The 21,376-nt window shown below is 38.5% G+C and carries 18 protein-coding genes; 10 read left to right on the top strand and 8 right to left on the bottom strand.

The features are described from left to right. The 5 genes from BCL90_RS21085 to BCL90_RS21065 all read left to right on the top strand — a co-directional run bounded on the left by BCL90_RS21085 (position 1) and on the right by BCL90_RS21065 (position 6,329). The gene (locus BCL90_RS21085; RefSeq protein ID WP_121286921.1) at positions 1-378 is read left to right on the top strand and encodes a GtrA family protein; all 378 of its coding nucleotides are present in this window, start codon (positions 1-3) and stop codon (positions 376-378) included. Then, the gene (locus BCL90_RS21080; protein WP_121286919.1) at positions 379-2,922 is read left to right on the top strand and encodes a DUF5686 and carboxypeptidase-like regulatory domain-containing protein; all 2,544 of its coding nucleotides are present in this window, start codon (positions 379-381) and stop codon (positions 2,920-2,922) included. 10 nt (positions 2,923-2,932) lie between these two features. After that, positions 2,933-4,222: a DUF4833 domain-containing protein gene (locus BCL90_RS21075; protein ID WP_121286917.1), complete on the top strand. Its 1,290-nt coding sequence runs from the start codon at positions 2,933-2,935 to the stop codon at positions 4,220-4,222. A gap of 543 nt (positions 4,223-4,765) precedes the next feature. Next, positions 4,766-5,386: a sterol desaturase family protein gene (locus BCL90_RS21070; RefSeq protein ID WP_121286915.1), complete on the top strand. Its 621-nt coding sequence runs from the start codon at positions 4,766-4,768 to the stop codon at positions 5,384-5,386. 1 nt (position 5,387) lies between these two features. Beyond that, complete coding sequence (locus BCL90_RS21065) at positions 5,388-6,329, top strand: phosphatase PAP2 family protein (protein WP_121286913.1); 942 nt, start codon at positions 5,388-5,390, stop codon at positions 6,327-6,329. A gap of 45 nt (positions 6,330-6,374) precedes the next feature. Here the strand turns inward: BCL90_RS21065 and BCL90_RS21060 are convergent, their stop codons facing one another. From BCL90_RS21060 to BCL90_RS21045, 4 genes are all read right to left on the bottom strand, one after another. Further along, on the bottom strand, positions 6,375-7,064 hold the full coding sequence (locus BCL90_RS21060) for a hypothetical protein (RefSeq protein WP_121286911.1): 690 nt from the start codon (positions 7,062-7,064) through the stop codon (positions 6,375-6,377). A gap of 279 nt (positions 7,065-7,343) precedes the next feature. Further along, positions 7,344-8,579 carry an alkaline phosphatase family protein gene (locus BCL90_RS21055; RefSeq protein ID WP_121286909.1) on the bottom strand — a complete coding sequence of 412 codons (1,236 nt, stop codon included), beginning with the start codon at positions 8,577-8,579 and terminating at the stop codon, positions 7,344-7,346. Positions 8,580-8,656: 77 nt separating this feature from the next. Continuing rightward, the gene (locus BCL90_RS21050) at positions 8,657-10,114 is read right to left on the bottom strand and encodes a SusD/RagB family nutrient-binding outer membrane lipoprotein (RefSeq protein ID WP_208529899.1); all 1,458 of its coding nucleotides are present in this window, start codon (positions 10,112-10,114) and stop codon (positions 8,657-8,659) included. An 11-nt stretch (positions 10,115-10,125) separates the two neighbouring features. After that, complete coding sequence (locus BCL90_RS21045) at positions 10,126-13,326, bottom strand: SusC/RagA family TonB-linked outer membrane protein (protein ID WP_121286905.1); 3,201 nt, start codon at positions 13,324-13,326, stop codon at positions 10,126-10,128. Positions 13,327-13,747: 421 nt separating this feature from the next. Between BCL90_RS21045 and BCL90_RS21040 the strand changes: the two genes are divergently transcribed. Continuing rightward, positions 13,748-14,371, top strand: a complete 624-nt coding sequence (locus tag BCL90_RS21040; protein WP_121286903.1) for a TetR family transcriptional regulator — start codon at positions 13,748-13,750, stop codon at positions 14,369-14,371. Here BCL90_RS21040 and BCL90_RS21035 read toward each other — a convergent pair. Then, complete coding sequence (locus BCL90_RS21035) at positions 14,343-14,588, bottom strand: CBU_0592 family membrane protein (RefSeq protein WP_455430280.1); 246 nt, start codon at positions 14,586-14,588, stop codon at positions 14,343-14,345. The two genes, BCL90_RS21040 and BCL90_RS21035, sit on opposite strands and share 29 nt — an antisense overlap. Before the next feature lie 101 nt (positions 14,589-14,689). Between BCL90_RS21035 and BCL90_RS21030 the strand changes: the two genes are divergently transcribed. Beyond that, positions 14,690-15,022 (top strand): hypothetical protein, encoded by a 333-nt coding sequence (locus BCL90_RS21030; protein WP_121286899.1) that lies wholly within the window; start codon positions 14,690-14,692, stop codon positions 15,020-15,022. A gap of 685 nt (positions 15,023-15,707) precedes the next feature. Here BCL90_RS21030 and BCL90_RS21025 read toward each other — a convergent pair. Both BCL90_RS21025 and BCL90_RS21020 read right to left on the bottom strand, forming a co-directional pair. Then, positions 15,708-16,529 (bottom strand): universal stress protein, encoded by an 822-nt coding sequence (locus BCL90_RS21025; RefSeq protein ID WP_121286897.1) that lies wholly within the window; start codon positions 16,527-16,529, stop codon positions 15,708-15,710. A gap of 26 nt (positions 16,530-16,555) precedes the next feature. Further along, positions 16,556-17,995, bottom strand: a complete 1,440-nt coding sequence (locus BCL90_RS21020; RefSeq protein ID WP_244095114.1) for an inorganic phosphate transporter — start codon at positions 17,993-17,995, stop codon at positions 16,556-16,558. A 371-nt stretch (positions 17,996-18,366) separates the two neighbouring features. Between BCL90_RS21020 and BCL90_RS21015 the strand changes: the two genes are divergently transcribed. Then, positions 18,367-18,603, top strand: coding sequence for a hypothetical protein (locus tag BCL90_RS21015; protein ID WP_134380724.1), 237 nt, complete (start codon positions 18,367-18,369; stop codon positions 18,601-18,603). A gap of 141 nt (positions 18,604-18,744) precedes the next feature. Here the strand turns inward: BCL90_RS21015 and BCL90_RS21010 are convergent, their stop codons facing one another. Next, positions 18,745-19,467, bottom strand: coding sequence for a class I SAM-dependent methyltransferase (locus BCL90_RS21010; protein WP_121286894.1), 723 nt, complete (start codon positions 19,465-19,467; stop codon positions 18,745-18,747). Between the two features lie 90 nt (positions 19,468-19,557). On the opposite strand from BCL90_RS21010, the gene BCL90_RS21005 reads away from it, so the two are divergent. Continuing rightward, on the top strand, positions 19,558-20,445 hold the full coding sequence (locus BCL90_RS21005; protein ID WP_121286892.1) for a LysR family transcriptional regulator: 888 nt from the start codon (positions 19,558-19,560) through the stop codon (positions 20,443-20,445). 249 nt (positions 20,446-20,694) lie between these two features. Next, on the top strand, positions 20,695-21,294 hold the full coding sequence (locus BCL90_RS21000; RefSeq protein ID WP_121286890.1) for an RNA polymerase sigma factor: 600 nt from the start codon (positions 20,695-20,697) through the stop codon (positions 21,292-21,294). The last annotated feature ends 82 nt before the right edge of the window (positions 21,295-21,376 follow it).

Raw genomic sequence — 21,376 nt, 5'->3', positions numbered from 1 at the left:
ATGATGTTCACTTATCTAAAAGCACAGGCATCATCATTAGTGGCCTCGGCAACAGATTTCGGTATGACTATTATTGCTGCAAATCTTTTTGGCTGGTGGTATCTGGCAGCAAGTATTACGGGTACGGTTACAGGTGGAGCTGTTAATTTTTATGTGAACCGGAAATGGGTTTTTGAAAGTAAATCTACAGCAATTAAATGGCAGATCTTGAAATACGTTTTGGTATGGACAGGCAATCTGATTATCGTAACCGCGGGTGTATTTATGCTCACCCATTTTTTTAATCTCAATTATGTTCTCGCTAAAGTGCTTAGCTCAATTTTAACAGGGGTAAGCTACAATTATATCATGCAAAAGCAGTTTATTTTTTCAAGTTAAATGAAACCGATCTATTCATTTTTTCTATTCGTGGTGCTCAGTTTTATTTTGCAGGTAAATGCTTTTGGCCAAAGAACCGCAGTGTCGGGAACAGTACGCGACGCCGCAACTAAAGAAACACTGCCTAACGTTTCTGTTTTTTTTAAAGATACCCAAATTGGTACACAGACCGATGTGAACGGAAAATATACACTCGTTTCGTCTAATCCACAAAGTGAACTCAGTTTCAACTATGTGGGCTACCGAACTGTTTTTAAGAATATTGTATCTGCTGCAACACAAGAACTTGATATTTCCCTGGTACCCGATGCAAGGGCGCTGGATGAAGTGGTGATTGTGGGCGGTAAAAAGGTGAAGTACCGGAATAAAGATAATCCTGCCGTTGAGCTGATCCGCCAGGTGATTGCCCATAAAGATGAAAACCGTATCAAAAGTTATAATACGGCATCTTTCAGGGAATATGAGAAGATGTTGTTCTCCCTGAGTAATGTTTCAGAGAAGTTTAAGAGCAAAAGAATGTTCAGGAATTACCAGTTTCTGTTTCAGGAGCAGGATTCTACCTTAATTGGCGGAAAAAACCTGTTACCGGTATATATTCAGGAGAAACTGGCCGATCATTACCTCAGTAAAGATCCTGAAAAGAATAAAACTGTTGTTATTGCCGAAAAGCAGGTAAACTTCGATAGCAGGTACATCGATAATAAAGGAATGAAAACTTATTTCGATAGGATGTATCAGGATATCGATATCTATAAAAACAACATTTCGGTGATCAGTAACGAGTTTTTAAGCCCGATTGCAGACGGTGCGCCTGCTTTTTATAAGTTCTTTATCACCGATACGCTAAAAAATCAAAAACCTGAAGTCATTGAGTTATCTTTTACTCCCCGAAATACAAATGATATGTTGTTCGAGGGGAAAATTTATGTAACCAATGATAGTCATTATGCTGTTACTGGCGCTTCATTTGGCGTTAACAAAAACATTAACCTCAACTTTGTACGTGCACTCAAAGTCGATCTCGATTTCGAAGCCAACAGCAAAGGTAAATACAGTTTAAGCAAAAGTAATCTATTGGCCGATTTCGGTATTGGCAAAACAAAGGGCATAGGTTTTACGGGCGAGCGTACCGTGACCTTCAAAAATTATCAGTTCGATACGGTATTACCTGATACGATCTTTCAAGGGAAAAGCACTGTTGTGTTGGCTGATGCCGCAAAAAAAGACGACAAATTTTGGGAGAAAAACAGACTGGATACCATTTCGAAGAATCAATTAAAGATTTATGGCAATATTGATACCCTGCAAAATCTGCCATCTTTTAAACGCACGATGAAAATCGTTACTCTCTTATTTGCAGGTTATCAGAATCTTGGCCCTTATGAAATTGGTCCGGTAAATACGTTTTATAGTTTTAACAATGTAGAAGGTTTAAGGCTGCGGTTTGGAGGGCGAACAACACCTGAACTCAGCAAACGTTATTATTTCGAAAATTACCTAGCATACGGCATCAAAGATGAGAAATGGAAGTTTTTTCTTTCCGGAACCTATTCGCTGAATAATAAATCGATCTACGAGTTTCCTCAAAACTACATCAGGGCTAGTTTTCAGCGTGATACCAAAATACCCGGACAAGAACTCCAGTTTGTGCAGGAAGACAACTTTTTACTGTCTTTTAAAAGGGGGGTAAATGATATGTTGCTCTATAATGATTTTTATCGCCTGGATTATGTTAAAGAGTTCGAAAACCACTTTTCTTATAACCTGGGTTTTAAAAAATGGAGTCAGACACCAGCCGGAGGATTGAATTATTTAAATTCAAATAATCAGCTGGTAAACAGGTTAACCACCAGCGAAGTTTCGCTACAGTTAAGATACGCACCGAATGAGAAATTTTACCAGGGAAAAATATACCGTGTGCCCATTGCCGATCGTTATCCGGTATTTAATTTACGTTATACCGCTGGTTTAAAAGGTGTTTTGGGTGGCGAATACAATTATCACAACCTGTTGGGAAGCATTGATAAACGTTTTTATTTATCACAACTTGGCTATAGCGATGTAACGGTAGAGGGCAGTTATATTGCCGGAAAAGTGCCTTTTCCTTTATTAGATATACACCGGGCCAACCAAACTTACGCCTATCAGCTTAACTCATACAACCTGATGAACTTCCTTGAGTTTGTGAGCGATCATTATGTGAGCATCAATATCGACCATAATTTTAATGGTTTCTTTTTTAACAAAGTGCCATTGATCAAAAAATTAAAGTTGAGAGAAGTGGTGTCGTTCAAAGCCTTATATGGTGGTTTGAGGAACGAGAACAATCCGAATTTTCAATCCGGTCTATACCAACTTCCTGTTTATGAAAATGGTGCACAGCGGACTTATGCATTGGGCAATGATCCTTATATGGAAGGAAGTATTGGGGTAGGTAATATCTTTAAACTGTTAAGGGTCGATCTGGTAAAACGCTTCAATTACCTCAATCATCCGGAGGTTTCGGAGTGGGGAATAAGGGCAAGGGTAAAATTTGATTTTTAAGAAAAATGCAATGGAAAAAAAATTAAGGGACAGCCTGCAACTGGGCATTTATAAAGTGATCAATCCTTTTGTTAAGGGCTTGATTAAAATTGGCTTAACCCCAAATGCCGTCACCACAATTGGTTTGATCCTGAATATCGGTGTGGCAATCATTTTTGTGCTAGGTGCCGAAAAGTCAAACCGTGGCGATATGTCGTATATCGGTTGGGGAGGTGCATTGGTGCTTTTTGCGGGCCTTTTTGATATGCTTGATGGTCAGGTGGCCCGTTTAGGAAACATGAGTTCGAAATTTGGTGCCTTATACGATTCGGTACTCGACCGTTACAGTGAAATGATCATGTTTTTAGGTATCTGTTATTACCTTGTGGCACATCATTATTTCTTAAGTTCATTGTTTGCTTTTATCGCACTCATCGGTTCAATGATGGTGAGTTATACCCGGGCAAGGGCAGAGGGATTAGGTGTGGAGTGTAAAGGTGGTTTAATGCAAAGGCCGGAACGCGTGGTCACCATCGGTGTTTTTGCCATTGCCTGTGGTATCGCAGGGCACTTTATTGGTGGCGATTATAAAATTTATGTGCCGGGCATATCCTTCCATGTTTTTGAAACGATGTCGATTTTTACCATGCCGATTACCATAATGGCTTTATTAACCAACATCACCGCAGTAAAACGGCTGCAGGAAGCCAAAAAAGGTCTCGAGGCGCAAGAGTTTAACGAAAGAAAAGGAAATAACAGGGCAGCATTAATTGCGGGACTGGTTTTGATGACGAGTTTAGGTGGTCTGCTTTCTTTTAATGCAAATGCACAGGGAAGTGATCCTTCGCCGATTACTTTTCCAACGCCTAAAGACATCAGCAACCAACTTTTTTATCTACAGCGCGATCCGAATACCAATACCATTATTTGCCAGTTAAATATAGACAAACATGGAGTAGTGAATAAAGATCAACCTGTAAATGTATTCTGGATGCGTTATGGGGATAATGGCGAGAAGAAAGAATTGAGTTATATCCAACGGAAATTTGCCTATGGCATTATCAGCAAAAATCTGGGTAACGGACAGTTCGAACTGCGGTTTACCTCGCATAAAAAATTGCCAATGTATCTGAATAAATCGGGTGCAGACAAAAAATACCATGTTTTTGCGACAATTAACAATAAAAAAATGCAGTTAGAACGGATATTCCTTCGGATTGAAGGTGGTACATTCTGGTTTCCGAATGTAAAATATGTAGAGATAAAAGGTTTTGATGCTTCAGAGCCTTCAAAGGTGTTAGTTGAAAGAATTAAGGTGTAGCGAAGGGCGTGTTGCGGGTGGCGTTGATTGTCATTCTGAGTAAAACGAAGAATCTTTAAGGATGAGGTTAGGTTCTGTATTTTATAGATTAGAGATTCTTCACTGCGTTCAGAATGACAAAAATCCGTCATTATAAGAAAGCTTTTCAGCTGATGAAGCAATCTTAAACTATGGGTTATAGCGATCGTTGTAAGATTGCTTCGTGCCTCGCAATGACGACCCTTTTATTAAAATCTATATCGTTCTGTCAGTCTGATCGGAGTCGAAGAATCTTTTGTTAAGGCTCATTAGAAAAACGCTACGTATAAAGCTAAAGTGAGCTCAGGTGACTAAGGTGGTCATAAAATGCGCTGTTTAAACTTGACCACCTGAGCCACCTAAGAACATAGAAGCTGTTGGACAATTTTTTATGAAGATCCTGAAACAAGTTCAGGATGACGTAACCCAGGAGATACTTAAAAGTAGAGATGATAATCCGTGTTCTCTGAGAATCCGTGGCTATTGTTAAAGATAAAAGCACGACGAGTTAAATAATTTTACCAAATGAAAAAGAATTTTGTTTCAAATTCGAAATCATCCATCAGGATGTTTAAAAACGACTTTTTAGAAAGCCTCTCAAAAGTGCAATTTTACGTGCCTTTGGTGGTATATGTACCTGTTATCGGTTTTCTTTTTTGGAAAGCATTGGCAGAAATACAGATGCCTGTTTTAAATTTTGCAGGCTGGTTTTTGTTGGGCTTAGCCATCTGGACCATCACCGAATACATCCTGCACCGCTATGTTTTTCATTTCGAACCAGATGTAGAATGGGGCAAGAAAATCCATTTTATTTTTCATGGTGTACACCACGATTACCCCAATGATGCCAAAAGATTGGTCATGCCGCCTTCAGCCAGTATCCCGATGGCATTGGGTTTTTACTTTCTTTTCGATTGGTTGTTGCCAGATACAATAGTTTATCCATTTTTCTCAGGTTTTATGATCGGTTATCTCTTTTACGATATGGTGCATTACGCACTTCATCATGCCAATTTTAAAAGCGGTTTCTGGAAACAGCTAAAGCAACACCACATGCTTCACCACTATTCCGATTCGACCAAAGGTTATGGGGTAAGCTGGACTTTTTGGGACCATATTTTTAGGTCTAATTTTGATAAAAAATAATATGCAGCAAGAAGTATTGCTTAAAAAAAGTTTTTATAATCTTCGGAATATTTATCTGACAGTTGCTATATCTGTTGCGTATCTATTGTTATCAGTACTGCTGGTTGGCTTTAAAACCGATCAGCTGGTGTTGATTTTTATTTTTAATACATTGTTCTTTATTTCAAAAGGAACCCGGCAGTTTATCCTCGGCTTTTCAATCTATATTGTTTACTGGATCCTGTTTGATTACATGAAAGCTTTCCCGAACTATCTTTTTAACCAAGTGCATATTGAAGATTTATATGAGCTGGAAAGAAAAATGTTTGGCATTCACTATCACGGCTTAATACTTACACCTAACGAGTATTGGAAAATAAATAGTACTGCATTTTTAGATGTATTAACAGGGCTTTTCTATTTGATGTGGGTGCCTGTTCCACTGGCTTTTGCTACTTACCTGTTCTTTAAAAATAAAGAACAGTTTGTTCAGTTCTCGCTCACTTTTGTTTGGGTAAACCTGTTGGGTTTTGTGGTATATTATGCTTTTCCGGCTGCACCACCATGGTATGTGCAGGAGCATGGCTTTGAGTTTATAGCTAAAACAGCTGGCAATACAGCCGGATTGGCGCGTTTCGATCATTATTTTAACATTACCCTTTTTCATGGGATATATAGCAAAGGTTCTAATGTATTTGCGGCAATGCCATCGTTGCACTCATCTTATCCCGTTATTGTTGTTTATTATGGCTTAAAGAACCGTTTGGGGAAAATTAATATTTTCTTTTTTACGGTAATGCTCGGGATCTGGTTTTCGGCTGTTTATACCAGTCATCATTATACGCTTGATGTATTAGCCGGACTAAGCTGCGCTATATTGGGTATTATTTCTTTCAATTATTTAATGCGGAATACAGGTTTAAAGCGCCTTAGGAAAAACCTGATCAATGCCATTAGTCATTAGGTAGGTAATCAGGCATTGATCGGTTTAAATGATATATTAAGTATATTATGCGGAAAGGTTAAATTTCGTTTGGCTGCTGCGCATTGTTAATGCCTGGTTATTGCTTTTTGCTTTCGCAAGCAGATAAAATTCTACACTAGCGATAAGGATAAGTGTATAACCAAAAAGTTCGATCGATTCTTCTGATACATTCTTCACATCACGGATATATTGATTTTCCATAACGGCCATCCAAAACACTTTTCTGCCGTACAAACGCGCGAAAATATAAGTAGTTAAGATTCCTGATAGCAGTATCCCAAAGGAAAATTTATTTACGAAACCGTTTAGGTTAGCAAAAAAGAGTCCTTTATTTCTGTATACAATAATAACTGCAAGAAAAAGCAGACCAAAAGCGCCGGTTTGCCACGCTCCATCATAAACGTGTTCATCAAGAAAAGCATCTTGCTCTCTGATGAAAGATGCCATTGTGAAGCTAAATAACGCAAAAGCAAGTGGGAATGATGATTTATGTTTGAATGAAATATAAAGGTAAGTAAGGGCACTTAGCAGTAGTAGCAAGCTCTGCACATATTCTACAATTGATTCTTCATTGAATTTATTACTTCCTGTTTCGTGCTGCACATTCCACTTTAAAAATTCAGACAATAAAACCATTATTGAACCATAAACAAGAAATCGGATAATAGCAGTTTTTAAACCGCTGGGGCTTGATGAGATTGTGGAACTGACCATTTTTTATTGAATTTGGATTTGTCATCAGCTAGAAAAATCAATAAGCGTGATTCTGCCGATAATTAGTACAAATTTCGCTCAAGAAGTATTGTTAAAAAAGGTCTATATATCCTAAAAATTGGCTGAAAAGTACGATATCCCGAAGTTTAAAAATATGTTTTTTGTTTGTGTTATTCAATTAAGATAAGTGCAATAAGTAATTAAAAAAAAAAGCCCAATATCCGATCCTAAAGAATCAGCTATTGGGCTTAGACGTAAAAAATATAAGAATGAAGCTAATTATTTAACATTTATCCATTTGTTGAGCATGTTATCTGGTGCTTCAATTACGAGTTTATAGAAAGAGGATGGGTAGTTTTTAAGGTCTGCCAAATAATGTTGCTGATTAACGTCAACCTCGCCTAATAAATGATAATCATCTTTTCCTCCTGTTTTAAACGCGTTGGTGGTTGCCAGCCAAATTTTTACTTTTCCCTTCTTTTCCAGTGCTTTCCAGCTAATGTCTAAATGGTTTTGAACATAATTTGCTTTTAAAGCGGTGATTGATACAGGGCCAATAAACGGTGTTCCATCTACCTCCTGTTCTACGTTCCGGGGGAATTTTAAATTCAGGTGACGTGCAATTGAGGGCATGATATCGACAATGCCAACATCGAAATAATGGGCGTAAGTATTCAGGTTTTTATAATTGCTCACCATCCAGGTAGAACGTTGACGCTCAGATTGCCCGCCGTGCGCGCGACCGGTTTGCTCATCTCTTCCGTGGTCGGTCGTGATCACCATTAACCAGTCTTCGTTAAATTTAGCCTGACGGTAGCTGATCGCATCGAAGATTTTACCCATTTGTTTGTCAAGCATACCTACAGCCTTATAAAACTGAGGGCTGTCTCCAAACTGGTGCCCCATATCATCCGTGTATTCCAGGTAAACCCAGGAAAGATCGGGCGCTTTAGTCTGAATCGTTTCAGCAGCCTGCTTAACCACTTCCTCATCAATCAGATGCATATAATCGGCCTTTTTATCGTGCTTAAAGCGCATCGTATCCAGCTCAAAGCCATCTGCAACATAATCCGGTTTAAAATTACCTGTTTCGTTAAGTCCATCTCCCAGTAACTTTGTCCTGTTATCTGTCCAGCTCGAGAATATGCCGGTTTTCTTTGCAGGATATTGACTCTTAAAAAGCCTAAAAATATGCTGGTAATTATAATTAGGCGCTTTGATTGCATTATCAGGCACATTGTGTTTATTAACCCAGGTGCCTGTTAACAAACTATTGTAGCCTACGGCAGAGATAGTCGGTGTTTCATTGTAAGTACCCTTATCGCCACCCACGTGCATGCGCGAATAAGACCCGGCCTGAATTATCCTTTTAAAATTTGGCAGCTCTAAGCGTTCCAATACGTCGGCAGGAATGCCGTCGGCGATAACATACACCACTTTTTTAGTTTTTATTTTCTGCGCCCAGCCATTTACTGATACCAAAATCAGGAAGAGGAAAAGAATTTTTTTAATCATTTTATGTTTTGTAGAAATTAGAGATTGCGGTTAAATAAACAGCACCGGCAAAATTGGCGGTGCTGTTATGGTCTGTTTTACGGTTTCAATAACCACATTACCCCGTTAATGTTGTCACCTTCGGGATACTGTCTTGCTATTGCCCCGCTAACATTTTGCTGATTCAATCGTAATTCAGCTTCCGGATACATCCAACGTTTTGGAATGCGTTTGTTGTTTAACACACCGGCCCCTGTCGTATCAAAAACCGGAAAACCAGTTCTTCTCTGCTCAAAAAATGGCTGCCAGCCGCTGTTCATGAAAGATGCGATGTATTTTTGGGTAATAATGTTCGCCAGAGGATTTGCATTAGCATTTAATTGCACTGTTGCCTGAGCCAGATAGGCATTTATAGTGGCCTCGTCGATATTATAAAACTGCATAGATGCCCTGATACCTTTTTGATAGTACTCATTTGCGCTTCCGGAAATCCATCCTTTTACAACGCCTTCCGCAAGAATAAACTGCTGCTCGGCATAACCCAGTGCGATACTTGCTTCATTTGCCGGGCTATTATAATAGCGAGGGTTGATTTTAGAAACTTCTCCCGAAAGCGTACGAGCCGTATTCTCATCTTTTGGTGCGCTACCATTTCCCCCGCCGTAAGCCTTAAAATCTGTTGCGGCAAGCGATGCAAATTTTGGTGCTTTATCGGCAAAGCGGAATAAACGGGAATCCTGGAGCGATTTTAGTAAATTGATAAAAGTTTCATCCATATAATATGCGGTTTGCATACTGTTACTATTGAAATATGGATAGCGGTTTCCCTGGAGATCGTAAAATTTAAGCTGGGCATTGTCCGAGTTTCCAGTAAACAGTGGATAATCCGTTGGATTGTTCACAATTTCGGCAAAACGTTTCTTGATTTCAAATTTGGAGTCGTTTTCCTTAACCGATAAACTGATTAATACCCTTAAGGAAAGTGAGTTGATTGCGCGTTTCCACTGTTGTATATTCCCGCCGAACACAATGTCTCCCTGTAAATTTGCAGTATTTCCGTCAATCATTCCGTTGGCAGATTTAAGCTCATTTAAAATACTTAAGTAAATGTCTTCCTGCTTGTCATATTTTGGCGCAACAATACCTTGTTCGGCTTTTAAAGCCTCACTGTAAGGAATATCGCCGAAAGTCTGGGTTAATTGTAAAAAATTCCAGGCCTTAAAAAACTTCACAAGTGGCAAATACTGAGGTTTGTTTGTGTTTATGGCAGCTTGTTCCATCTTCACGACCTGGCGCAGGGTATCATAAGTAGCATAGCTGCCCCGGTTCCAGCCATAGTATTGGTTTAAGGTAATTTCATCTGTATTTATCATTTGACGGGAAGCAAGCGCTACATCAAGATTAGTTGACTGGAAGGCTTTTTGCTCAATGGCATTCAATAATAGATCGGGTGTTGCAGCAGTAGTTTTGTTAGGGTCTACCTGGAATTCGCTAAATTTTTTGCAGCCCATTTGTGCAATCGCTGCAAATAATACAATATATAATGTCTTTTTCATATACATTCAGATTAGAATTTAAGGTTAACGTTAAAACCAAATGAACGGGTCGAAGGCGTTTGGAGGTTATCCTTTGCGGGATCAGGATCGATATTTGGCATTTTTGAGAACAATAAAAGATTACGGCCAACTACTGAAAAATCTAAACCTTTAACAAATGATTTGCCCAGCAGCTTAGTTGGCACTTGCCATCCTAATGTTACTTCTCTTAGTTTCAGGAAGGTTTGCGAAAAATAGTTGTAGTTATTGTAGGCACCATTACTGGTCTCGATCATATAATCGATATAGTTTACGGCTTTAGCATTTGGGGCGAAAACACGGGTATCGCTTGTAATATTACCTTTGGCATCATAGGTAGCTGCTCCGCTAGTAACCACAACACCATCGCCAACAAAGGTTGCTTTCCCTGCATTGGCATCAATGCGGTATTGGTTAACTGTACCCGGATGTGTACCACCCCACCACATTTTCTGGTTGGTTGTCGAGTACATCAATCCGCCAATTCGCCCATCAACCAGAAACTTTAGTGTGAAGCTCTTATAATTAAAAGTATTTTCGATACCGTAAGTCCAGTCTGGAGCTTCATTTCCAATAAATCTTGAAAAATTATCATTTAATGGAAAACCATTGCTTCCGTAAATAATCTGTCCCTGGTTGTTGGTCTGATAAACTGAACCATAGATCCTGTCTGTCCTATCACCCACACGCAGATTGCCCAATGTTTCGGCACCCCCATAAATTTCTTTTAAATACCTGCGGTACTTGCTCAGATTTACGGCCATATCCCATTGAAAATCGTTGCTTTTTAACAAGGTTCCATTAACCACAAACTCCATTCCCTTACGTTGATAAACGTTTCCGTTAACCAACTGACTACCATAACCGCTTGTGATTGAAATATCCGGAGAAGCGATATTGTTAAAGTCGCTTGTCTGGTAATAAGTGGCTTCAACACTTAACCTGTTCTTAAAAAACTTGGTATCCAAACCTACCTCCCAACTGTCGGACGTTTGTGGCGTAAGGTTAACCTGTTTAAGCAAACGGCCAAAAGTTAGCGCGGGAGTACTGTTCCAGCTCGTTCCTTTATCAAATGCCGGAAGATAACCATAGGTATAAGTATCATCACCAAGCGTACCGCTTGAAACTCTTGACCACGAACCGCGTGCTTTTAAATAGCTAAACCAATCTGGCAGTTTAGTTAACTGAGAAACAACGACCGATGAACCTATTGAAGGATAAAAGAAGCTGTTATTATTTGTTGGGAGCGTAGAAATTATGTCATTTCTGCCAGTAGCAGTTAAATAAATTCCATTTAAAAATTCCAGATCTAAAATTGCATAAACGCTGCTTGTTCTTCTTTCTTCAACAGCATTACTGCCCTGAAGAGGATTTGCAGAATTACTAAGGTTATAAAAACCGGGAATGCTTAATCCATCAGTATTTGTAGAACCGTATTTGTGATTTCTATAATAATTAGAACCACCAACCTGCGCGTGTAACTTAAACTTATCGCTGAAAGTATGGTTGTAGTCTCCGATCAAATCTGTAACCAGGTCAATATAGTTTTGGGTAGCAACGGTAAATTGTCCTCTGGATTTATTACCATAACCGATATAACTCATTGGTTCTTTATAGGTTCGGTTTAGGCCATAAGTGTTTAGTCCATTTCTAAACTGAACACTAAAAGCCGGACTGATTTTATAATTCAGGTTTAATGAACCATAAGTATTGTCTTTATCATAACCCCGCAAATATTCATAAGCCTGGAAATATGGGTTATTATAGTAAGAGACATTATAATTGCGTTGTTGAATCCCCTCTTTGCCCGGCACCCAATAGTCTTTTAAATCCTGCACACTTACATCGGCCCCTGTCCATAAAATTAAATTGTAAAGGTAGTTGGTTGGTCCGTATCCTGTTTCTGGAAAGTTTTTGGTAAACTGGCGGTTGTAATTCAATCTTGCATCAATTGTAAATGCATCTGAGAGTTTATAATTACCAGAAACATTAAAGGAACTATTGTTTAAATCGGTATTCGGCACAATACCTTTTTGATAAATATGCGAAGCTGAAGCCCGGAAGGAACCTTTCTCCGAACTTTGGGTAATGCTAATGTTATTACTTGAAATTAGTCCGGTTTGAAAAAAGTCTTCTACGTTGTTTTTTCCCCTCGAAAGGAATGGAAGCGGAACCAATTTTCCGGTAATCGGGTCTTTTGGGCTATTAAACTGAGGCGTTTCAAAAAAGCCACTCGGCGTAGTGGGATCGGGTTGATCGAGTTTCGGACCCCAAATCCATCCAGAACCTTCTGGTCCTCCTCCTGAACCATCAACATAAGTATATTTTCCCTTATAACCTGCACCATACTCTGTTTGTACCTTCGGAATCCTGATAAAACTTGGCTGTATTTGCGTAGAACTATTTACATCAATGCTAAGATTATTCCCTTTGCCACGTTTTGTGGTAATCATAATTGCACCATTTTGCCCGATAGAGCCATATAATGCAGATGCATTGGCACCTTTTAATACGGTTACCGATTCGACGTCATCTGCGTTTACACGGAAAAGATCTGCAGACTGGTCTGGTATTCCATCGATAACAATAAGAGGCTTTCTGCCCCTTAATGAAATACCCGGATCCTGGAACAAATCAGTAGAATTGGTGATATTAAGGCCGGCAACCCTTCCGGTAAGCGAACTGATTAGGTTTGCCTCTCTTGCCTTCACTAAACTTTCGCCTTGCACCGTTTGCGCCACATAGCCTAATTTTGATCGTTCTTTTTTGACACCTAAAGCGGTAACTACCACCTCAGATAATGCTTTTGCATCCTCGGTCATTACGATCTGGTAGGTATCGGAATGATCAACTTTGATTTCTTTGTTCACATATCCAATGCTACTAAAAACAAGTACATCGCCATCGTCAGCCTTGATTGAAAAATCGCCTTCCTGGTTAGTAACCGTACCTGTATTGGTTCCTTTTATCAATACAGATACGCCGGGAATACCCATTTTCTTCTCATCAGTAACATGGCCTTTGATAACCTTGGCGTTTTCTGCTGTTTTTTTCTGCTGCAAAGGCTTTGGAACACCTTCTTCATTCGTTTTTGGAATGGAAAAAGCAGAATTGAAAATAGCGATAAATAGGCAGGTTACCCATAAACTCTTCTTCAGGCTAAACGAAGCTGGATAAGTAAATCTTTTTTTCATAAAAGCTAATTTGTTTGTTAAAATTTTAAATGTTTTTCGGAGCTATTATCGGGAACCCTGTTCTTTTGGTTTCCATTTGGCCTACTCCTAACATAGCCCTTTGTTTACCGCTGTTAGCGTTTCTCCCGTCTTTGCATCAGAGACCATTCCTTTAATGGCAATCCCCTGAGCAAATGCGCTAGCGGATAGGATCAGCAGGGTGAACATCCATAGTAGCTTTTTTTTCATTTTACTTAATATTTAGTTGTTTGTTTTGGAATGATAGGTGCTTTTCAGCGGTGCTAAATTGAACATATCATATTAAGGTTAAGTTAAGATTCAATTAATATATTAATTGAACGTTCATTCAATCTATTAATTAAAATAGATTTGCAGAATCAAGCTATTTTTGAGTAGTTTGCTCAATTAAATTAACTGCATAATGGGACGCAAAAGCCTAAAAGAGACCAGACGACTGGAAATTATTAAAGTATTTTATCAGGTAGCCAAAAAAGAAGGTTATGAAAATACATCTATTGCCAAGATTGCCAAAGTGATGGATATTAACCCAAGCCTTATTATTCATTATTTTGAAACCAAGGAAGGACTCACTTACGAATTGATCGACCACATACTAGACCGATATTTATTGATTTATACCCTCAAACATAAAGGACAAGCAAGCCTGGATGACTTACAGAAAACTATAGAAATGTTGTTTTCTAAAAAATGGAACCTGCTTTTTGATGACGGTTTATTTTATACTTTTTATGCTTTGGCATTCAGGGAAAAAAAAATCAAGCTAAAATATAAGTTGATCCTGGATTCGTTGCGCAATAGACTTGCGCTTTTGATCGAACAGTGCAATGCACTGTGCATAACAAATGTTGATAACCCACAGGTTGCTGCAGATTTTATTTTTGTAATGGTTGATGGGGCTTATTTTTATCTTTCGATGGAAAGTGATAAAAAAGCTTATTCTGAACGTTTAGCCTATTATAAGCAAAAAGCCTACGATACGCTTTGCATACCTCCAATTAAGGTTGTTTCTGCTCCCGTTTGCTAAACTGACGGCTTAAAGCGAATAAACCAATGGACATCCAGAGTACATTTGCTGCCGCATTGGGAAGGTCTTGGGTATCAAGGGCAGTAACTGCGAGGCATAATCCACCCATAATATTAAGTGTCTGGAAGAAGATTGAGTCTGCGCGGATTAATTTCATACTTAATAAAAGGTATCCGAGGGTGCAAAATACCACTCCAGACCACCCAATAATAGACATTGCTAATTTCATATTATTAACTCCAATTATCTTATAAAAATGCTGTTACTTCTTGTATTCTGAACACAAAATCCTATATTTAACTGAAACAAATGTACAATATGGATCCGAACATTGTTACCCTAAATCTTATCAATTATATCGGCGATTACGACTATTATGATTCACTTACAGACATTAACAGCGACAAACATCCAAAATCCTTTACTAAACTGAGCGAGATCAGGGAAAGGAATAAGCGCCACATCACAGAACTTTTTCCTAATGTGAAATTTCGCGATAATAAAAACCAACTACTTGCTGTAGGCCGTTTTAAGGATGACGTTAAGGCGAAAGTAGAAACCTTATCTAAAAAGGAAATAGAAGATTATGTCGAAACCTTTAAAAAGGATGCTAAAAAAATCGAGAGGCTTTATAAGAAGGTGAGGAGATAGATGTTCATTAGTCATTGGTTTATCAGGAGCTGAAAATTGCCAATTTGTTTCATTGTTAAATTGTTGAAGCAGTAGTTGCCATTTAGTCATTGTAATTTGATGGTTCTTAATCGTTTTGACCATTAAGAAATTAAGGACATTAAGATTTTATTTAAAAATTTACAAGCTGGAGATTTCATTAGAAAAGTTGTCATCTCGACCGGAGCAAAGCGAAAAGATCTATTTAATTATTTTCATTATAAAAAGATCTTTCATTGCATTCAGGATGACAAATTGATCGATGGGAGTGTGCCGAAAAAGGATGTAATGTTCTAGTGGCGCTCGCTAATTGCTCATTGAAAATTGATTATTGGTGATTCATTTCCATCATCCCTCTTATATTTTCCATCCTTAAAGATCCTTCATTGCATTCAGGATGACAAATTGATCGATGGGATTGTGCCGAAAAAGGATGTAATGTTCTAATGGCGGTTGCTAATTGCTCATTGAAAATTGCTCATTGGTGATTCATTTCCATCATCCCTCTTACATTTTCCATGTTGAAAGATCCTTCGACTGCGCTCAGGATGACAAATGAGTGGAAAGAAATGTATCCAGGGAGAACATTCATTGCTTATTGATTTTTTATCATTGCTTTAGCGTCAATCAACTAAAGACTCCGGACTCCCGACTTTGGACTAAAAAACTATTCGTGCAACACCAAAATAGCCTTCACCGTTTTGTTCATTACCTGATTAACCGTGCTGCTGGTAAATAAGCGGTAAATAATATTGTGATGGTGTTTAACAAGGCAAAGGATATCGGTATGGTTACTTTTAATGAAATCCATAATGCCATTTGGGGCACTGCTGTCCATAATGTAGTTAAATTCGATCTCCGTATCTGGTAAAAGATCCCTGATCCTTTTTTCTCCCGTCTGTATATGTACTTCATCCGATTTTTCGGCTACATAAAGTACCTGCATTTTCCTCGTTCCAGAGGCTTTTAACAGTTCGCTAAGGGCAGTAATATCTTTTGGCGATAATACAGTTTCGTAGTCAGTGGCCAGCGTAATAATCGGGAAGTTGGTAAAACTGCTCTCCAAAGGAACAATCAATGTTGGGATCCGCATTTTGGTAACCGCCATGCTGGCGTTGCTGCCTACAATTCCGCTAATCCCGGTGGCACCTGTAATGCCCATTACCAACAGCTCTACCGGATTGGTTTCGGTATGTTTGGTAATTACTGTTTTTAAAAAACCAACATCACATATTGTTTCGAGCTTTACATCTTTAAGGTTTTCCCTTTCGCGGATGTTTTCAGCCCATTCTTTTAAAGCAGCTCTTTTATTTCCGTAATAAGATTCGATAAAAATGGCATTGTAGGTACTGTTATTTATACCTTCGGTAGGATGGATGGCATGAATAGCCACAACTTCCATTTTCAGCGTTTTTGCCATGGCAAGTGCATAGGAGAGGGCATTTCCGGCACTTCTTGAAAAATCCGTTGCTACAAGTATCTGTTTCATTTTTTGGAGAATAATATTTTAAACTGTTAAATAAACAGGTGAAAAAGCATGAATAACAAAATAGCCAATATAATCGATACCGGCAAGGTAAGCACCCAGGCCAATCCAATATTTTTAAGCGTGTTACTGTTCAGGTTTTTTCGTCCGCCAGAGGCCACCATTGCACCGGCTATACCGCTCGATAATACGTGTGTGGTACTTACCGGCAAGCCAAAAGCAGTGCTCAGGCCAATGGTAGAAGCTGCCACAATCTCTGAAGTAGCGCCCTGGGCATAATTTAAATGCTCGTTACCGATTTTTTCGCCAATGGTAACCGCTATGCGTTTCCAGCCGATCATGGTACCCAGTCCGAGTGAAATCGAAATGACAAGAATTACCCAAAGTGGTGCAAATTCGACCAGTTTCGATAACTCGGAAGCATTATCATGAAGCAGCTGATCGTCGGTTGCGTTAATTACTAATGTTTTATCTTCCCTTACTGTTTTTATAGCAACAATAACCTCTTCAATCTGTTTACGGAAAAGATAAGTGTTTTTCTTGTCGGTTTCATTTTTAAGGGAAAGGTGGAATTTCGCTTGGTCTATTTCCTTTACAAGAGCGGTAATATTGAGTATTTTACCCTGATTAAGTTTTGCTGTTTTTTGCAGCAGTTGTTCAGTTTGGTTAAGCTGGAACAATACTTTATCATTGGGGATATGGTGGTTCACGGCAAATTTTGCAGGTAGAAAAGCAATGAGGATCAGCATCAACAAACCCACACCTTTCTGTCCATCGTTGCTGCCGTGGAAAAAGCTTACCAAAGTACAGGTGGTAATCAGTAAACCCCTGATCAATAAGGGTGGACGGTCGTTCTCGCCCGTTGGGATATGAAAAAGGGCATGGTATTTAACCACATGTTTTAAAAAGTACATCAGCAACATGGCGAGACCAAAGCCGATAATAGGGGATAAAATGAGCGATAAACCGATTTCTTCGGCCTTGCCCCAGTTTACGCCCTGGCCACCGTAGTACCAGGTAAAAGCCAAACCGGCACCAATCATGGCACCGATCATCGTATGCGAACTCGAGCAGGGGATGCCCAGGTACCAGGTACCGAGATTCCAGGCGATAGAGGCCAGTAAAACTGCCAAAACCATTGCGGCGCCAACACCAACGGGAAGGTTCATTAAAGCATCAAGCGGAACGAGTTTTAAAATACCCATTGCTACGGCTATTCCTCCGGTAAATACACCCATGAAATTCCAAAATCCCGACCAGGGGATGGCGACAACAGGTTTTAACGCTTTGGTATAAATTACAGTAGCTACAGCATTGGCCGTATCATGGAAACCGTTTACAAACTCAAATCCGACTACGGCAAGCAGACAAACGATAAATACGATGGCAAGAGGGGTACTTAAATCGGTGTTCCCTAAAAAGGGTATAACGGTACAGAAAGACAGCATAAAATCAGTTTGGATATTCATGGTGCAGATCAATATCTGCGATGTAAATAAATGAATAAGTAACTGATTTAAATCATTTTGAATGTTAAATGATTGTTATCAATACGTTAAAGTGGGTGGTTGTTTTTTAACTCTTCTGCAGGTGCATTGTTATCCGAAATAAACCATTCTTTTTAAGTGAGTTGATTAAGTGAGTTGAGCGTTTTTTCATAACCTTTCTGGATTTTAACAGCAAACTTAAAACTACTATTGTTAAGCAGGGATTAAGTTTTAAACCCCGGTTGATGAGCTTAAATGAAAAAATGCTTACTGTTAATTTATGGTTAGCAGATGAATTAACGTTAATGTAACAATAATTAAATGTTTGCTTTTTATTGTGGTAACTTTGCGTTGTGAATATCCCACTCTACATCTATTACGAATTGTTAATCCGTTTATCTGAAATTGAATCTGAAATCGGTCATTATGTATCCTCCACTACGAATGAAGAAGCTTGCATATCGCGTACTACAAGTGGTACTTTAAAAGTTCCGGTTAACTTTTTAAAGCTACAGTTCGAAGATCCGAATCTGATCAATCAAGATGAATTAAATGTATTAATTAAAAGTTTTAAACCTGGCTACCCTTAATTTGGTAGGAGGTCAATTAAATCCTTTATTAAAAATAAACCCGGGATTCTCTTTTTTTTAAATAGAATTATTCTTGCTATTCATTAATCTTAGTGGAGATTCTGCCAGGTAATGATTGTAATATTACCTGGCAGAATCGTTTTATTTTATCGCACCAAAGGCTGCAAAATAAGAGTTTTTATGCAGTATCTCAGTAACGCTGAAACCAACTTTTTGTAATAATGCCAGCTGATAGTTTAAAGAACGGGGGGTATCTTCATATTCAATATAATCAAATACCTTTTGCTTATAGGCTTCACCACCAAGTGTTTCAAGATAGGCGCCATATTGATCCTGAAAAAGATTATCGATCAATGCAGAATCGTGGGCAATGAGGTCTGAAATCCAGATACTGCCACCGGGTTTTAAGGCGCTGTAAACTTTAGTAAAAACAAGTTCCCAATCGGCATCAGTACGCAAATGATGAAATGTTGCTGCAGCCAGTACAATATCGAAATGGTTATCTGGTAAATTAAGGTTACGCATATCGTCCTGTATAACGGTTACTGTTCCGGTAGTTTGTGCCGATACCCTATCACTTGCGCGTTCCAGCATCGGTAAACTCAAGTCGTTAAGGGTACAGTTCAGGTTTGGGATTTTGCTGAGCATTTTTAATGTGTAATTGCCTGCACCACATCCAATATCCAACAGTTCCTGGGCATCCGGATTAATATATTTGGCTGCTCCGGTGCAAAGCTCCATAGTAAGTGGTGCGTCGATCGTGGTTTGTTGACCGCTTTCTAAGTTCGAGAAACGTTCTACATCATTATCAAACCTTGTTTTGATTTCTTCATTGGTTGCTTTATGCGAATAATCTTTATTCATTGCTTTAATTTTTTGTAAAGTTAGTGCTGTTGATCATATTTGTAAAATATCAATTTTTGCATATATCAATACCTGTTAAGTATTATAGTTATGGAACTCAGACACCTGTTGTATTTTAAAACTGTTGCAGAAGAACTTCATTTTACCAAAGCAGCATCCAAACTTTTTATCTCGCAACCGCCTTTAAGCAGGCAGATTAAAGAACTGGAAGAAGAGCTTGGTGTACAGCTGTTTGTTCGGAATAATAAGCGGGTGGCATTAACAAACGCCGGCAAATATTTTAAGAGTGAGGTTGATGCCATGTTTAACAAGCAGGAAGAAAGTAAAGAAGTGGTTCGTAAAATTCATGAAGGCGTTAGCGGCGAATTAAGGATCGGTTATATCAGTTCGGTTTACCAATCGCACCTTGCAGAAATTTTAAAATTGATGCATCAGGAATTTCCTTATCTGAAAACGAGTTTGTTTGAAGTACCTACACTCACCCAAATTAAAGCACTGGAACATGGCAGCCTGGATGTTGGGATTTTAAGAGCTCCGGTTTTATCCGAGAAATTGAAAGTAGAATCTTTATTTTTTGATCCATTTGTGGTGGTTATTCCTTTAACAGAACAAAAAATTGATGACCAGCAAGAACTTGCAGATTTTTTGAAAAAAAGTCCATTTATATTCTTTAATAAAGATTTTGCACCCCAGTATAACCAGAAACTCATCGAGATTTGTCAGCGGATGGGTTTTAGTCCGGATATTACCCACGAGGCTAACAACGTGCACTCCATATTACAATTGGTAGAAGCGGGCCTGGGTGTATCTATTTTGCCATTATCACTAAAAAAGCAATACGCGCAGTTAAAGGTGTCTTTTATTGAGATTAATGCCATTCCTGTTAATACAGAGGTGGTATTGGCTTATAAAGAATCGAACAAAAACACGGCATTAATCTGGTTTATTAAACACTATGCCCAATTAAAAATTAATTAATTCCAAATTGGATTTAAAGTGTACAATCAAATTTGAACTGGCTTTTTAAAGTTCATTAATTAACCTCACTACTTAGCCTAAGATCACAAAAAATAGATCTTCAGGCATATCCAGGTTGTTTAGGCTTTCATCTCCATTGCGAGGAATATTTGATCAATTTAAAAATAACTATAGTTAAATAACGCAGTACTGCGTTTCCAAAATTATAACTACCTTGTCTTTTCATGTTAATGTATATTTGCCAGACGAATGATCAACGTTAATCACACCGATGAAAAGTCTTTATTACTTCAATTAAAAAATGGTGACGAGCGGGCATTTGAAATCCTATACAATAACTATAAATATCGGATTGCTGGAAATTTATTTAAACTCCTCAAATCTGACGACCTGGTAAAAGAAGTGCTGCAGGAACTTTTTTTTAGAATATGGGAGGTAAGGACGCAGATTGACCCTGAAAAATCTTTTAAATCTTATCTCTTTCGTATAGGAGAGAACCTGGTACATGATTATTTTCGGAAAGTAGCCAAAGACAAACGTTTATTGACTAAAATGGTTGCTTCAGGTTCAGAATTATATCTTCACGTTGAAGAAGATTTGCTGAGTAAAGAAGATGCTCAAAAATTGCAGAAAGCCATAGACCTGATGCCCCCACAGCGTAAAATGGTATTTACACTCTGCAAATTAGAGGGTAAATCTTATAAAGAAGTAGAGCAGATTATGGGCATTAATGCTAAAACCATCAGTAGCCACATGCTGCAGGCCAATAGATTTCTTAAAACCTATTTTAGAGATTCTCCCACACTTACCATTTCGATAGTTTTGGCTGTTTTATTCAAAGGCTTTTGATCCTGATCGTTGTTTTTGGAAATTAATTGTTAATTTTTTGTTAACAGACTAAGGATATTTTTGCGCAGCTCCGTATTAGCTG

It is taken from the genome of Pedobacter alluvionis (genome assembly GCF_003664035.1).
In the GTDB taxonomy this organism is placed as follows: Bacteria; Bacteroidota; Bacteroidia; order Sphingobacteriales; family Sphingobacteriaceae; genus Pedobacter; species Pedobacter alluvionis.
Note: the sequence above shows the minus strand (reverse complement) of the source record. Positions and strands in the feature narration are given on the sequence as shown.